The 17155-nt window shown below is 27.5% G+C and carries 12 protein-coding genes; all 12 read left to right on the top strand.

Annotated features, from left to right (window positions below; all coding sequences use genetic code 4):
• The first annotated feature begins 60 nt into the window (after positions 1-60).
• Complete coding sequence (udk, locus tag SHELI_RS03130; protein WP_069116599.1) at positions 61-687, top strand: uridine kinase; 627 nt, start codon at positions 61-63, stop codon at positions 685-687.
• Positions 688-885: 198 nt separating this feature from the next.
• Positions 886-2817, top strand: a complete 1932-nt coding sequence (parE, locus tag SHELI_RS03125; RefSeq protein ID WP_069116597.1) for a DNA topoisomerase IV subunit B — start codon at positions 886-888, stop codon at positions 2815-2817.
• Positions 2818-2854: 37 nt separating this feature from the next.
• A complete protein-coding gene (locus tag SHELI_RS03120) occupies positions 2855-3814 on the top strand; it encodes a hypothetical protein (RefSeq protein ID WP_232306371.1) in 960 nt (319 codons plus the stop codon).
• Between the two features lie 20 nt (positions 3815-3834).
• Complete coding sequence (parC, locus tag SHELI_RS03115) at positions 3835-6441, top strand: DNA topoisomerase IV subunit A (protein WP_069116593.1); 2607 nt, start codon at positions 3835-3837, stop codon at positions 6439-6441.
• A gap of 48 nt (positions 6442-6489) precedes the next feature.
• A complete protein-coding gene (locus SHELI_RS03110; RefSeq protein ID WP_069116591.1) occupies positions 6490-7032 on the top strand; it encodes a P-loop NTPase family protein in 543 nt (180 codons plus the stop codon).
• Entirely contained in the window at positions 7007-9208 is a 2202-nt protein-coding gene (gene recD2 / locus SHELI_RS03105) for an SF1B family DNA helicase RecD2 (RefSeq protein WP_069116589.1), read from the top strand. The genes SHELI_RS03110 and recD2 overlap by 26 nt, the downstream gene beginning before the upstream one ends.
• A gap of 26 nt (positions 9209-9234) precedes the next feature.
• Positions 9235-10461 carry a motility-associated protein Scm1 gene (gene scm1, locus SHELI_RS03100; RefSeq protein ID WP_069116588.1) on the top strand — a complete coding sequence of 409 codons (1227 nt, stop codon included), beginning with the start codon at positions 9235-9237 and terminating at the stop codon, positions 10459-10461.
• Positions 10462-10512: 51 nt separating this feature from the next.
• Positions 10513-11658, top strand: coding sequence for an N-acetylglucosamine-6-phosphate deacetylase (gene nagA / locus SHELI_RS03095; RefSeq protein WP_069116587.1), 1146 nt, complete (start codon positions 10513-10515; stop codon positions 11656-11658).
• Positions 11648-12253, top strand: a complete 606-nt coding sequence (locus tag SHELI_RS03090) for a hypothetical protein (RefSeq protein WP_069116586.1) — start codon at positions 11648-11650, stop codon at positions 12251-12253. Before nagA ends, SHELI_RS03090 begins: the two co-directional genes overlap by 11 nt.
• 2 nt (positions 12254-12255) lie before the next feature.
• Entirely contained in the window at positions 12256-13248 is a 993-nt protein-coding gene (locus SHELI_RS03085; protein WP_069116585.1) for a Gfo/Idh/MocA family protein, read from the top strand.
• Positions 13239-13901 (top strand): deoxyribose-phosphate aldolase, encoded by a 663-nt coding sequence (gene deoC, locus SHELI_RS03080; protein ID WP_069116583.1) that lies wholly within the window; start codon positions 13239-13241, stop codon positions 13899-13901. Before SHELI_RS03085 ends, deoC begins: the two co-directional genes overlap by 10 nt.
• Before the next feature lie 276 nt (positions 13902-14177).
• Positions 14178-17120: a lipoprotein gene (locus tag SHELI_RS03075; RefSeq protein ID WP_069116582.1), complete on the top strand. Its 2943-nt coding sequence runs from the start codon at positions 14178-14180 to the stop codon at positions 17118-17120.
• Positions 17121-17155: the final 35 nt, after the last annotated feature.

Genomic DNA, 17155 nt, shown 5'->3' with positions numbered 1-17155 from the left:
ATATTTTTATTTAAGAAAAAAATAAATTAAAGTTTGTTAAAATTTTAAAGAGGAAATTGTATGAAAAAAGTTACGATTATAATTATTGCTGGTGGTAGTGCTAGTGGAAAAACAACCGTTGCAACTAAAATTGCAAATGAAATTTTAAAAGATGAATCTGTATCTCATTTATCAATGGATAATTACTATAAGAATTTTACTGATTTAAGTTTCGAAGAGAAACAAAATTTAAATTTTGATCATCCCAATTCATTAGATATTGAATTAATTTGTAAGCATTTAGACATGTTAAAAGGTGGCAAAGATGTGGAAACGCCAATTTATGATTTTAAAACACATGCACAGTCAGGAGAAACAGTTACAACAAAAGCAAGTGATGTGATAATTTTGGATGGAATATTATCATTACATATTGAAGAAATTAGAAAAAGAGCAGATATCAAAATTTTTATAAGAACAGATGACGATATTAGATTTATTAGAAGGTTAGAAAGAGATATTTATGAAAGAAATAGAGATTTAAAGCATGTTGTTAGTCAATATCTTAAAACAGTAAGACCTATGTATAAGTTTTTTGTAGAACCTTCAATTGATTATGCTGATATAATAGTACCTTATTATGAAGGTAATAGTATTGCGGTTGATTTAATAGCTACAAAAATAAGAAGTTTGATAGATAAAAAATAAATATATTCATTCTTTGCTTTAAAAAAGCATTTTTTTTATGATTTTTGGTAAAAAAAATAGTTTTATTCTATAATAAAAAAGACATTTAAAAAAAATTTGACTTTATCAAAAAACCAATATATTATTTGTGGTAAATGGGGCAATAAACTAAACATAACATTGTTGATTGTTATTACAATGGTAAGAAAGGGAATTATTATGGCAGAATCAAAAAATGAATTAAATTATAACGAAGATAGTATTCAAATTTTGGAAGGTTTAGAAGCAGTTAGAAAAAGACCGGGTATGTATATTGGGTCAACAGATGCTAGGGGGTTACACCATTTAGTATGAGAAATAGTTGATAACTCAATTGATGAGTCATTGGCTGGATTTTGTAATGAAATAAATGTAACCATTGAAAAAGATGGCTCACTAACTGTTAGGGATAATGGACGTGGTGTACCTATTGGTATGTATAAAGGAACTAATCAATCAACTCCTGAAATAATTTTTTCTGTTCTTCATGCTGGAGGAAAGTTTGGTGGTGATGGGTATAAAACTAGTGGTGGTTTACACGGTGTTGGTTCATCTGTTGTTAATGCTTTATCATCAAAATTTCAAGTAACCATTTATAGAGATGGAGTTATTTCAAAAATTAAGTTTGCAAATGGAGGTAAGCTAGTAAGTCCTTTAAAAACAACTGGAAATTCTAAACAAACTGGTACTGAAGTTAACTTTACTCCGGATGAAACTATGTTTAGTACTACAAAATTTTCTTTTTCAACAATAAGTGAGAGACTAAAAGAATCAGCTTTATTAAATTCAGGATTAAAAATATCTTTAAAAGATGAAAGAAGTAACAAGTTTGTTGAATACAAATATGAAAATGGATTAATTGAATTTGTAAATGAGCTTAGAGGTAGTCAAAAAAACTTATGTAATCCTATTCTTATAAAAGGTCAGGATTTGGACATTGAAGTTGAGATTGCATTAACATATACTAATGATTTTGCAGAAAATGTAGTTGGTTTTGCAAATAATGTTAAAACTAGTGATGGTGGAACTCATGTAACAGGTTTTAGAACTGGTTTATTAAAAGCATTAAATGAATATGGTAGACAACAAGGTGTTTTGAAGGATAAAAGACTTGACTCAAGTGATGTAAAAGAAGGTTTAATAGCAATTGTAACAGTGAAAGTTCCTGAGAATCTTATTCAATATGAAGGTCAAACAAAAGGAAAATTAGGAACCAGTGAAGCAAAAACAGCTTGTGAAAAAATTACTGAACAAATATTTGGTTTTTGATTGCAAGAAAACAAAACCATTGCATTAGAAATAATTGAAAAAGCCTTATTAGCAAGAAAAGCTAGAGATGAAGCAAGAAAAGCTAGACAAGCTGTTAGAGATCAAAAATCTAAGAGTAGAGGAAAGACTATGCTTGGAAAGTTAACTCCAGCACAAGGTAAGAACAAGGAACAAAATGAGTTATTTCTAGTTGAAGGAGATTCAGCTGGAGGAAGCGCAAAATCTGGTAGAGATAGAAAATTTCAGGCTATATTACCACTTAGAGGTAAAGTTATAAACGCTGAAAAAACAAAGTTGATAGATTTATTAAAAAATGAAGAAATTACAACAATCATTAATGCTATTGGGGCAGGTATGGGGAGTGAATTTGAACTTGATGAAGTAAATTATGGAAAAATAATTATTATGACTGATGCCGATACTGATGGAGCACATATTCAAACATTACTATTAACATTCTTTTATAGATATATGAAAGAACTTATTACAAATAAAAAAGTTTACATAGCCATGCCACCATTGTTTAAAGTAAGTCAAGGAAATAAAAAAGACTTTGTGTATCTTTGAACAGAGGATGAACTATCAAAATATATGAAAAAAGCAAAATCAAAGGTTGAAATTCAACGTTACAAAGGTCTTGGTGAAATGAATGCCGATCAGTTATGAGAAACAACAATGGACCCAGAACAAAGAAAATTAATTCAAGTTACAATAGATGATGCTTTGGGTGCTGAAACTACATTTAGAACATTAATGGGTGACAATGCTGAAAAAAGAAAAGAATGAATTGAAGAAAATGTTAAATTTACATTAGAAGATAACATTGATTATGTAGAAGCATAATTATAATTAGTGAGCGAGGTGTATTATGAGCAATCAAATGAGTTACGAAACAAAAGTAAAAGCATTTATGGAAAAATTTGAAGAGTATAACAAAATAAACAAAGACATTAAACGTTTTGGTGTTTTTAATAGTTTTTCATTTACTTATAAAATAGAAAAACATTTTTTGTATTTTGAGTTAAAAAATACAGATGATGATGCGCATGAACTTTTTACAGCAGCATATAGTGAAGAGTCAGTTTTTATAGATATCAATAACGACAATGATGCTAATTGACTTATTAAAACTATTAATAGATTAATAGAAAAAGCAAAAGAAACAATGAAAAAGGCAAGAGATTTAGCAAAACCTCATGTAGGATTGCTTGTTTACGATGACTATAAAGATCGCTATTTTTTAGACCCAGTAAGTGGAGAGAAACTTTTAAATAATCCTGAAATATCTAAAATAATCTCATCAACTAGATTAGATTTATTTAGTGTTTTTTTAGATTTTAGAAAAGTTAGAATACACCATAACAGTGAGTTTGAAATTGTTGGTATGAAGTCATTTGAAATAATAGAGTTAATAGATGAAATCACTGCTGAAATTAGATATATGGAAACTCAATTAAAAAAAATAGAGGGTATGCCAAGATATATATGTAATTTTGGAACAAGCGATAAAATAAATTATAATTTTAGTTCTTATGCAACAGATGCATTTCCTAATCAGCTTCAGAATGCTAAAAAAATTAACGAAATTAATTTATCAATAAGTTTGGAAGCTCAAAAAGGATGTGGAACAGTCTATAATTTAGTGAGAATGATTCAAGATACTTCAAAACAGTTATTAGAACTTTCAAGAGCAATGATCGCAAAAAATGAACCAAATCTATACAAACGTGGAGCTTCAAATAAGTTATGGCTACTAACTCCTGAAGGAAACGAAACAATGAAAAGTTTAAATTTAATGGATTTTTTAGACAAAGATAAAATAGAAATACCAACTAATTAATTTTGGGAAGGAAATAAAATATGGCAGCAGATAATAAAGAAAAAGGTATATTGAATTACTCTCTAGAAGATTTAATGGGTGATAGATTTGGTAGATATGCTAAGTATATAATTCAGGAAAGAGCTCTACCAGATGTAAGAGATGGTTTGAAACCAGTTCAAAGAAGAGTTTTATATGCTATGAATGAAATCAATCTAACTCATGACAAACCATACAAAAAATCAGCACGTATAGTTGGAGATGTTATTGGTAAATATCACCCTCATGGTGATACATCGGTATATGATGCTTTAGTTAGAATGAGTCAACATTGAAAATTAAATGTACCATTAGTTGATATGCATGGTAATAATGGTTCTATTGACGGAGATAGCGCTGCTGCTATGCGTTATACTGAGGCAAGACTGTCTCGAATAACAAGTTTATTATTAAATGATTTACAAAAAAATACAGTTTTATTCGCACCAAATTTTGATGATTCAGAAAAAGAACCAACTGTTTTACCTGGATACTTTCCAAATATTTTAGTTAACGGTTCAACAGGTATAGCGGCTGGTTATGCAACAAATATGCCTCCACATAACTTGGGAGAAATTATTGATGCAACAATTGAAACGATAAAAAAACCAAATATAAATCTATCTGAAATTATGAAAATTGTTAAAGGACCAGACTTTCCAACTGGTGCTATTGTTATGAGCAAAGAAGGAATTCAAAATGCTTTTGAAACTGGTAAGGGTAGAGTTATATTACAATCAAAAATGCATAAAGAAGATAACAATATAGTTATTGATGAAATTCCTTATGAAATTGTTAAGCAAGATTTAGTTAGAAAAATTGGTGAAGCTGCTGATTCAAATAACTCAATTGACATAAAAGAAGTTAGAGATGAAACTGATAGAACGGGTTTAAGAATTGTTGTAGAATTATCAGAAAAAGCTGATTATGAAATCACAAGAAAGTTTTTATTGAAAAATACTCCACTTCAAGTTTCTTATAATTACAATAATGTTGTTATAGTTGATAAGCAACCAAAACAACTTGGGTTGATTAATATTTTAAAAGCCTATATTGTTCATTACCAAGAAGTCTTTACAAGAAAAACACAATTTGATTTAGATAAATCTAAAAAAAGATTAGAAATAATTGATGGTTTAATTAAAGCTATTTCAATTCTTGATGAGGTTATTGATACAATTAGAAAATCTAATAATAGATCAGATGCTATTCAAAATTTAATTAACAAATTTGATTTTACAGAAACTCAATCAACTGCTATTGTAGATTTAAGACTATATCGATTGACTTCAACAGACATTTTAAAATTAGAAGAAGAAAAAGCTGAGTTGGTTAAAATGATCGCTAAGTTTGAATCAATATTAGGTGATGAGAATGTTTTAAATAAGGAAATTATTTTAGAACTTAAAAAAGCAAAAGAAGAATTTAATATACCTAGAAGAAGTCAAATAGTAGATGAAATTGAAAATATTGATATAGAAATAAAAGAAACAATTGTAGAAAAAGATTACTCTATTTGAATTTCACAAGATGGTTATATCAAAGCAATTGAAGATTCTAATTTAGGAAAATTCTCTATGACAGAATTTAAAAGAAAACCAAACGATATATGAATAGCTAATTTTCCTGCATCAAGTTTAGACTATCTTTTATTGGTATCTAGTGCTGGTACATATTATTCTATTCCAGTTTATAGAATCAAAACAAGTAAGTGAAAAGAAACAGGAGTTCACTTAAATACTGTTGCACAAATGACAGGTCAAAATGAAAAACTGCTAGCAGCCTTTGTGGTTCATAAGTTCGAAAATGCTAAACAAGAAATTCTTTTAGCAACAAAAAATGGTTTAATCAAAAGAACACCTGTTGAAGAACTGCAAACAAAAATGTTCTCTAAGTCATTTAGAATTATCAAATTAGCTGCAGATGATGAATTGGTTTCTGCTTCACTAGTAACAAGTAAAACAAAGTTTGTAACTATGGTAACAAAAACGGGATATGCTGTTAGATATGATATAACAGATATTCCAAGTGCAGGGCCAAATGCAAAAGGTGTAAAATCAACTGTAGTTAAAGATGAAGATATTATTGCAGGTAAGTCATTTGATTCAGAAGATGTTTTGATATTGACAAGTAATGGTAATGTAAAAAAAATAGATCACAATTTAATACCTTTAATGGCAAGACCAAAACGAGGGGTTCGATTGTATCCAACAAATAAAAAAAATCCAGACTATGTAACTTTTTTATATAATGTAAATTCCAAAGACATAGTTAATATACTAGATGTTGAAGATAACTTGACTCAACAAAATGTAAAAAACTTTAAATACGCTGATTTAGAAAGTGTTTCTGAAGATTTAGACATGGCCGAAATCTTAACAACATCATTAGAAAGACAATATATTATTAAAAATGGCGATTTACCTCCATCTCCTAAAAGTGGTGATGACGGAAGTGGTGTAGATGAAGAAGAAATAACAACAAATGGTAATAAAACTTCAGAAGAAAAACCACAAGTAAAAAAAGCGGAATCAAAAGATAAAAAAACTATAAATATAAATGATGAAAAAACAGAAGAACTAATAATAGATTTAGATGATTTAATTTAAAATACCAATTTTGGTATTTTTTTATGTAAAATACTTTTGAGGTTATGTATGAAGATTCAAATACTAGGACACACATGCTCAGGTAAATCACAATTGGCAAGATATTTGTCTAAAAAGTTAAGTTTCAAATATATTGAAACAGATAGATATTTATTGATTGACAATTTTGATGATAGAATTGAAAGTTATATTAACGATATTAAATATGAAAATTGTTACATAGTTGATGGTTATGTTGATGACTGATTTACATCTGGTCACTATAAATGTGATTTTATAATTTTTTTAAAAGTGGATGAAGAAAATAGAATGATTTGATTGAATGATAAAGAAATGAGAAATCAATTCTACGAATCAATAAATAAAGAAGTAAGTAAAAAATATGATGAGAAATATTTTAGTTTAGCTAGAGATATAGAAGAATACGAAAAAAAACAAAATTTTTTTAATATTAAGCTGTCAATTAGTAAAGCAAAAAAGTTAGTTGTAGATGGGAATTTATCTTTAAAACAAATTTATTATATAGTAATAGATTTTTTAGATAAAAACAAAAAAGGAAAAAAGAATGATAAAAGTAAAAGGAAAAATTAAAAACTATATTTATAACAATGATGCATATGGTGTTGCAGTTTTTAATTTAATTGACAATGATAAAAGATCTTTGATTATAACAGGTGATATATCAATTATGAAAATAGGGGTAGTTTACGAACTAGAAGGGGAAATAGTCACTGACAAAAAAAGAAATCAAACAAGTTTTGTAGTAAGTACTATTGAACAAGTTAAGAAATTTAACAAAGATTTTTATATAAAATATATTTCTTCTTCTTTATTTCCTACAATTGGAAAAGACCTTGCAAAATCAATTGTAGATTTTTATGAAACTAACATATTTGAAAAAATTTTAAATAATAAAAAAAGTCTTTTAGATGTTCCTGACATGACTGAAGAAAAAGCGATGATTATCTATGATGTAATAAGGGAAAATTTTCAAGATGATGATATTTTAAACACTTTTAAAAACTATGGACTGAAGTTAGAATTTTATAATAGAATGCAAAAAGACTTTATTGATAAAAATGAACTTAAAGATGTTTTAAAAAATAGTTTTTATGAATATGCATATATGAATAACTATTCACCTTTTTTGGAAGTAGATAAAGTAGCACTAGCTTTTGGTGTTGATGAATCTAGTGAAATGAGAGTTTCATGAATTGCTTATAATATTGGTAATGAGTTGTTGAGAAAGTCTGGAAATACTAGTTTTACATTAGATGAACTAAGAAAAAATATAAAAAACTATTTACTAATTCAAAATGAAGATATAGACAAAAAACTTCAATATGCCAAAAAAAATAAAATATTGTATTTTGAAAATAAAAGAGTTTATACAAAAGAAAGTTATGAAAATGAAAATAATATAGCAAACAAACTTTTTGATATAGAAAAAAATAATGTTGAATTAAGAGAAATAGACTTTGAAAAATGTTTAGTAGAAGTTGAAAAATTTGTAGGTTCTAAAATAGGAGCTGAAAATTTTACTTACAATATTGAACAAAGACTAGCATTAAAAAATTTTTATGAAAACAATGTAAGCATAATTACTGGTGGTCCAGGTACAGGAAAGACTACTTTGATTATGGGAATAATAAAGTTTTATGAAATAATTTATAATGACTCTAATTATGCAATCGTTGCTCCAACCGGAAGGGCAGCAAGTAGAATAAGAGATCAATCAGGCTATCATTCTTCAACGATTCATAGATTATTAAAATACATTGGTAATAATAATTTTGAATATAACAGTGAAAGACAGTTGAATAAAACACTATTAATTGTAGATGAGTCTTCAATGATTGATAGTAAATTATTTTCTTCTCTCTTAGATGGAGTTTCTGGAATTGAAAAGTTTGTACTTGTTGGAGATGTACAACAGCTACCAAGTGTTGACTATGGTAATGTTTTTGAAGATTTAATAGAAAGCTGTAAATTTTCTATTACAAATTTATCTGTAAATAATAGACAAATTACAAATAGCGAAAAAAATTCAATTGTAGATATTGCAACAGCTATTAAAAATAAAAAAATACAAGAGTTTGACTTTGATGATACAAATAATGTTGAAACATTTTTTATTGATGACACAAATCAAGCACTTAAAAAAATAATTGAAATCTATACTATAAATAGACCCTCAAATTTAGACGAAGAAATTAATAAAATACAAATAATCGCCCCAATGTATAAAGAAGACTTAGGTATTAGTATTTTAAACAATAAAATACAAAATATTATCAATACAAATAAAGTTGAATATAAAAGAGGTAATACTATTTTTAGAATCAAAGACAAAATAATGTTTACAGAAAATGATCCAATTATGATGCTGTCCAATGGTGATGTGGGATACATAAGTGATATATTGTTTGATAATAAAAAGTTTAAAAAAGTAATCACTAACTTTAATGATCAAGTAAAAGAAATTGCTACAAATCAAATATCTAAAATAGAATTAAATTATGCATGTAGTATCCACAAAACACAAGGTAGTGAATATGATTTGGTTATTTTAGTTTTGGACAGCAGTAATAAAATGTCAAATATTTTTTTAAATAATAAAATGCTATATACAGCTGTCACAAGAGCTAAGAAGAAACTGTTTATTGTGAGTTCTAAAACTACTTTTATAAAGGCTTGTTTAAATGACCCGATAAAAAGATTTACAACACTACAAGAAAGAATAAAAAATATTTTTGATGAAATATAGTTATAATAATAAAAAAGGAGTATATAATGAGACGTCATAAGATATCATTTTCATTTATGATAATTTCTACAGCAATATTTTTTTCTTTAATAGTGGCTTGTTTTATTATTGCTTCATCAGTTAATGTAGATGATGAATTTAACAGAATAAAAGAATATTCTTCATCAAGCGAAATTTTCAATTTTGCTGAAAAATGTAAATCTCACATAAGCAACAAGCTAGATCTTGCATATTTTATAATGGGTGTTGAAGGTTTATCAACAATGACTGCAATTCACTCTTTTTCGGCAGTTGTTTTAACTTTATTATGAGCTTTTATCATACCGATATTCGGAATAATATTTGGTGTAAGTGCACTGCAACAAATTATTCTAATTTTTATCGAAAAAATTAGAAGAGAATATGAATACAGAAATATGTATATTACAGTAAAAATTCTTTTGATAGTATTTATTTCACTTTTTTCATTATTTGCTTTGATTGGAATAATAACTACATCTATTATTGAAAACTCATTGAATAGCGTAGATTCTGATATGAAAAACTATCTTACTTTTTTAAATGGAAACTCAAGTCATCATATTTTCTCATATTTAACTGCATATAAATATTTCATTGATGGTGGTATCAATGAAATAATGAAAAATGGTTTTGAAAATAGTAATATCAATAATCCTGGTGATTTACATAATAATTTAGTTGGTGCTTCAGCTATTATTTCTGCTGTAATTATGCCATTGCTTTTTGCAATAATTTTATTAATACTACCAATATTTTTAGCTTCAATAATTTCAAATAGAGATAATTCAAGTTCAAGATTTTCTAATTGATTGCATAATTTAAGAATTGATTCTAAAAAAGAGTATTGATCTAATTTAATTAAAAATCCATGATTTTGAATTGCTTTTATTGTTTTTGTTGTTTCAATAATATTTCCTGGTTTTATTCATCCTTACAAAAATCAAACACAAATATTTATAACAATTTTTGCAGCACTAATATTACCTTTAGGATTTATACCATTAATTATTGCATACATGAAGATTGTCAAAATAAGAGTATTTAACTATAATAAAACAATGTTTAACCAAATTATTATTTTTAATATAGCAATAATATTTATTCAATTAAACTATTGAATTTTATTTAGAGAAGAAATGACTTATCCTGTTTGAGTTTCTCTAACTTGACCTTTTATATCAATATTTTTATCTTTAATTTCTTTAGTAGGATTTACAAGAACAAAAAAATAATGGTTATTGTATTAAAATTGGAATAGAATATTTTTATAGGAGATATTTTAAATGATTTTAAAAAATGCAAAAATAATTTTGGAAAAAGAAACTATTGAAAACGGATGATTAGAAGTAGAAAATTCTAAGATAAAATCAATAAATTCTGGATTAACAGAAAAAGAGGGAATTGATTTAGAAGGAAATTGTTTACTACCTGGTTTTATAGATTGTCACCTTCATGGTGGATATGGTGTTGATTTTGAATCTGGTACAACTGAGGCTTATTATAAGTTATCAAAATTATTGCCACAAGAAGGTATAACATCATATATACAAGGTTCAGTTACAAACTCAATGGAAAACAATAAAAAGTATATGAAAGCATTTAGTGTGTTTATGAATAATTGAAATAATGATGGAGCTAAGTGTTTGGGTATACATATGGAGGGACCTTTTATTTCACCTGAAAAAAAAGGAGCTCATGAACTAGCTTTATTAGAAAATCCAAATATCGAAAAAATGAAAGAGTTAATGGAACTAAGCGGTAATAATATAGCTATTGTAACTTATGCACCAGATCTTCAAGATGGAAGTTTTACACAATTTCTATTAAATAATAATATATTGCCATCTGCAGGTCATACAAATATGACTTTTGATCAATTTGTTAAAGATTACAAAATTGGTATTAGACATATTACTCACTTATATAACGGAATGAGTGAAATAAATCACCGTAGACCAGGTTTGGCAGCTTCTGGATTGTATTATAATGATGTTTTATGTGAGTTAATAACTGATGGTATACATCTACATCCTGATATTTTAAGATTTACATATGAGATTAAAGGTTATCAAGGAATATGTATAATTACTGATGCTATGAATGCTAAGGGTTTAGCTGATGGGGAATATAAACTTGGTAACTTGGAAGTTATTAAAGAAGGTATGAAAGTCTATTTAAAAAATGATGGTAATTTAGCAGGTGCAGGTGCCACATATGATCATAATGTTAAAACAATGATGCAAGAAATTCCAAATTTATCATTGAATAAATTAATTTATATGACTTCTATTAATATTGCCAAACAGCTAAATATATTTGATAAGACTGGAAGTATTGAGGTAGGTAAGTTAGCTGATTTAACTGTATTAGATGCTAATTTAAATGTACAAAAAACTGTAGTTAATGGAAAAATAGTATATGAAAAATAATATTAATCCTAAGTCTTACACTTTAATAAAGTACCTACTTACTATTTCAATGTTGTTCTTTTATTTGATTGGGATATTAGGAATTGTATATTCTATAAAAACTAAAAACTCAATAAATTATGATGACTTTTGAGTATCAAATTATTATTATCTAGCTGTTGTTTGTTTATTTATAGCAATTATGAGTGCCGTGTCTTATTTGATTATAAGAAATTATATGCATAAAAACTCAGGTCATAAATTTAATAAAAAAGAAAAAATTTACACATATTGTTATAGTTTTAGTTTTATAGTGGTTATATTTTTTACTCTAATAATTATTTTTGCAAAAGAATTTGCAGGATCGAGTTTATTGATAGTTGATTCAGTTGTTTTGTTTGTAGTTTTTGCAATAGGAATAGAAATCTCATTGCTAGAAACATATTCTAGAATAACTGAGCAAGCTCTTATTAATAAGATGTGATTTTTGAGAAAAGAGCAAGAAAAAAACGAAGCTATCAATGAAACTATAAAAGAAAACAATATTGAAAAATCAGAAAATAAAAAAGTTGAACTTAAAGATAAAAAAGACAAAAACCCATTTATGGAGGAGTAACAATGATAAAAGTTGGCACAATAGGTACAAGTGAAATTGTAACTAAATTTATTAATGCTACAAAAGAAAGTGAAGAGCTTAAAGTCACATGTTGTTATTCAAGGAATAAAGAACGTGCTAAGGAATTTATAAAATCAAATGATTTATTGGCAAAACCAGTTGATTCTTTTGAGGTTTTGATAGATGAAGTAGATGCAATATATATTGCATCACCAAACGGTCTACACTATCAGCAAGCTAAATATTTTTTGAGTCAACAAAAACATGTTTTGTTAGAAAAACCATTAACATTAGATTACAAAGAAGCGTGTGAGCTTGCTGAAATTGCAGAAATAAATGATGTTATATTGATGGAGGCTTATAGAACAGTACACTTACCACACTTTGCAACTTTGTTAAATGCATGTACAACAATTCAACCTTTTTTAGCAAATTTTAGTATGACTCAATATTCTTCTAGAATGGAAAAAGTAAAACAAGGTATTTATGATTCTGTATTTGATTCTAAATTAGGAAAAGGTTCAACATATGATATGTTAGTTTATCCTGTGGAATTAGCTATATCATTATTTGGTCCAGTAAAAGAAGTTAAATCAATGGGTTTAAAGCTTCCAAATGGGAGTGGATTAAATGATGTCGTTATTCTAAAACATGCAAGTGACGTTATTGTAAGTATTACTTGTTCAAAAGCAGCAAAAGGGAAAAACTATAACGAAATTTTATCAGATCAAGCAACAATACAATTTAAGGATTGTACTAATTTAAGAAAAATGAGTTTGCAAAAAATACTGGAAAAAAATGCATCTGAATTATTTAATGAAAATGATGATGTTAATCCTTTTGTATATGAAATCAAATCTTTTTCTAAAATGATTAACGAAAATAACTTTAGTTTGAGAAATTATTTATTGGATATATCATGTGAAACTATAAGAGTATTAAACTTAGTCGAATATAATCAAGGAAAAATAGGAGAAAATGATATATGGAATTAAATAAATATATTGATCACACTTTATTAAAAGCAGATGCAAATAAAGAAGATATTATCAATTTATGCAAAGAAGCAATGGAATATAATTTTGCAACAGTTTGTGTTAATCCAACCCATGTTAAATTAGCTGCTGAAATTTTAAAAGGCAGTGATGTAGGAATAACATCTGTAGTTGGTTTTCCTTTAGGGGCATCAACTACTGATTCAAAAGTATTTGAAACAAAAAATGCCATTGAAAATGGGGCAACCGAAATAGACATGGTCATTAACGTTGGAGCTATCAAAGATAAAAATTGAGATTTAGTACTTTTTGATATGCAACAAGTAAAAAAAGTTGCTAAAAATTCAATTGTTAAGGTAATTTTAGAAAATTGTTTATTAAAAAAAGATGAAATAATTAAAGCATGTGAATTGGCGGTTGAAGCTAAATTAGATTTTGTGAAAACATCAACAGGTTTTTCAACCAACGGTGCAATATTTGAAGATGTAAAACTAATGAAAGAAACAATAAAAGATAAAGCATTAGTTAAGGCTGCTGGCGGAATAAGAAGTTATGAAGATGCGATAAGGATGATTGAATCGGGTGCTTCAAGACTAGGTACAAGTGGTGGAATTGCTATAATAAAAGGACAAAAAAACGATAAAAGTTACTAAAGTTTTTTTATTTTTTTTAATTTCTATAAAAAACCTTATAAAATAAGGGTTATTTATTAGTTTTTAACACTTATAATAGTTAAAAAAAGTTTAAAAACTTGTATCATAATATAAAAATGTTAAGATAAATGTAGATTCTTTATGGAATTATTTTTTGGTAAATACTCAAAAGAATATTATATTAGTATTTTTGCTATTATCCAAAACAATAAACCACCTGGGCAATTGATTTATTGTTAAAGATATCTAAATATAAATATTAGGGAGGTTATAAATATGAAAAAATTATTAAGTACATTAGCAGCACTTACATTGATTGGTTCTTCTTCATTTAGTGTTGTTTCTTGTTATTCACCATTATTTTCGAAAGGTGCAAATAGCAATAGTAACAATAATGGAAGTGATAACGGAGATGACGGAGTAAATGTTGATTCACAAAGTAAAGCTTTGGCAAAAAGAGCTTTAAATCAAGAAGCTGATAAAGCATTATATACAGATTATTCAAAAAATAACGGAAACAATATAACAGTTCATAGTAATGATCCTAAAGTAACAACATTAAAAGGAAAAGACTATTTGGGATCAAAATTAGATGGAAATACTAAATTCACACCTTATGCAGATGCAGGAATTGTGCAAGATGTTGCAGAATATGCACTAAAACAACAAGGATTATCAGGAGCTTATAGACAACAAGCAATTGAAGCAATAAAGGCTCAAGGAATAGAAAATATTGACTATAGTATTGGTGGATATATCAAACACGTTCAAGAACAAAATCAATCATTTGATGGATTTAAACTTGGATTTATGCAAAATGCATCAGATACTGGTGAATTAGTTCCTATGTGAAATGCAGCTCCTGCAAAAATGCGTGAAGCGGCTGGAAAATTAGGGATTACAGCTGAAAGTGGTCAAGGTACAGAATATGCAAATTGATTTAATGAACGTATAGCAAGTTGATTAAATGATGGAACACTTCAACAAGATCAAATCACAGTCTCTTTTGGTCCATTTGCAAATTCATTCTGACATACAGCATGACAAAATAATAAAACACCAGAAGAATTAGCACAAGTAATTAAAAATATCGGAAATAGATATAAAACAAGTAAATTTGAATTTTATTTTGCAGCACCATATCTAACTGCAAATGGTGATTACATGGCATCACAAAAATTACTTGCAGCAGCACTTAAAATTTTAGTAGAAGAAGATTCTAATTATGATTTTTCATTAGCATTAGTAACATCAACAAAAGATGGAGTAGCTGTTTCTGATGACGAACAAGCAATGATTTTAGGAGATGAAGCTTCACCTTTATATACATTTACTAAGTATTTAGGTATGAACTTCAGATTAAATCTTGTTCCATACTTAACAGTGGCAGATACTGCGGCTGTTGAAGCACCAAGTATAAATGGTGATTGAGAAGAAAAAACTATTGAAGCAGCTGTAACTAATACTTCAAAAGTTTGAATGAATCTTGCTAAAAAATTATTAAGTGATGAATCATTAACAGGAATAAATGAAACTAATATTTATCAAAGAATGGGAGTTACACCTTGAATTGGTAGAAGAGCAGAAAAAGCAGCTTATAACTTTACTCAAAATGATGCTGTAAATTTAAGAAGCTGAGCTATCAAAAACAAATTAGGTAACTTATCTATGTTCTATATATCAAGAGATGTACCAAGTGAATTTATTTCAAATAACTCAGGTAATGTTAATGATTTAGCAGATCAAAATCCATTAGATCAAAACATTAGAAGTGGAACATTATATAAACAATATTCATATGCTGATGCACTAAGCGGACTTGTAACATCAAAAGAACAAGAAGCTGCTAACGTAGGTGAAGCAAAAGGTGTGGATTATGCAAAAGATATTATTGGAGGAAAAGTTAAAGAAGCTTTAGATGCAATATCTAAGCAACAAGGTTCAAAAGGATGAACTACCCCTGGACAAGCAACTCCAAATCCGTCTGGAGAAGGAAACAATGGTGAAGGAGCAATTCATGATCCTAATGTACCTACAGAAATTCCAACAGGATTTGGAAGTAGCAGATTTGATGATGTTAAAACTGCAAATCCAACTAGAACATCATATGATATAGCTAAAACAAGTAATGTAAATAGTAATTATTATTACTCACCATATGTTGATGCAGGTTTAAGTCAAGGAAATGACATTGCAGGTATTCAAGGAGCAACTGGACTAGATCATTTAACTTTAGCATTTGTACAACAAGCAAATGCACAAGATGATACTATGGAATTATCAGTTGCAGGTATGAGTACTACTGGAGATGCTTACACTTGATGACAAGACAAACAATTATGAGAAAAAATGTTAAAACCGATGGCTGAATCAGGAAACTTACAAAACGTTAAAGTTGCTTATGGTGGAGCTGCAACTGGAGGATATTATCAAAAAAATCCTTGAGATTGAGCATTAACAAAAGCTGGAAACGTTGATGGTGCTGTAAATATGTTAGAAGAAGGTCTAACAAAATATCAAAAAGGTTTATATGATTTAGCAGTATCTAAAAAAGTAAAAAATGTACAAATGCCAAAATCAATAGACTTTGATATTGAAGGACCAGCACAATTCAGACAACAACCAAATGAAGTTCTTGCAAAAACATTAGCAAAAATGAAAAAAGCTGATAGTCAATGAGACTTCTCAATCACATTACCTGTTTTACCGGCTGGTTTAACAAATGAAGGTTACAATGTAATGGATACATTTATAAAAGCTTATAAAGAAGCTGGACTATCACTAGCTGATTTACCAATTATAAACTTAATGCTGATGGATTATGGAGATCCAATTTACCAATCAGCAATGAGTGCTGGTAAATCAAATTATGATTTAGCAGTTGAAGCTATTGAAAGTACAAAGAAAAATCTAAGCAGTTCAATAAACTCAAACTTTGGAACTACTGGTGAAGATAGTTTATTGTACTCAAAAATTGGAGCTACTCCAATGATCGGAGTTAATGATACTATTTATGGTGTATTTACTGTTGAAGATGCAAAAGACTTATACAACTATGTTAATGAAAAAGGTCTTGGATACATTGGAATATGATCAATGAATGATGACAGAGGAAAAGACTTCTATAGCAAACAAGGTGCAAATAAATCATTGTTAACTCATGGTCTAACATACTTAGATGACTATGATTTTTCAAAAGCATTTAATGGTAAATTTTAATAAGTAAATAAAAAAAACACTTTATAGTGTTTTTT

The sequence above is a fragment of the Spiroplasma helicoides genome (genome assembly GCF_001715535.1).
In the GTDB taxonomy this organism is placed as follows: domain Bacteria; phylum Bacillota_I; class Bacilli_A; order Mycoplasmatales; family Mycoplasmataceae; genus Spiroplasma_A; species Spiroplasma_A helicoides.
The sequence above is the reverse complement of the archived record's forward strand: the minus strand, read 5'-3'. Positions and strand labels throughout refer to the sequence as shown.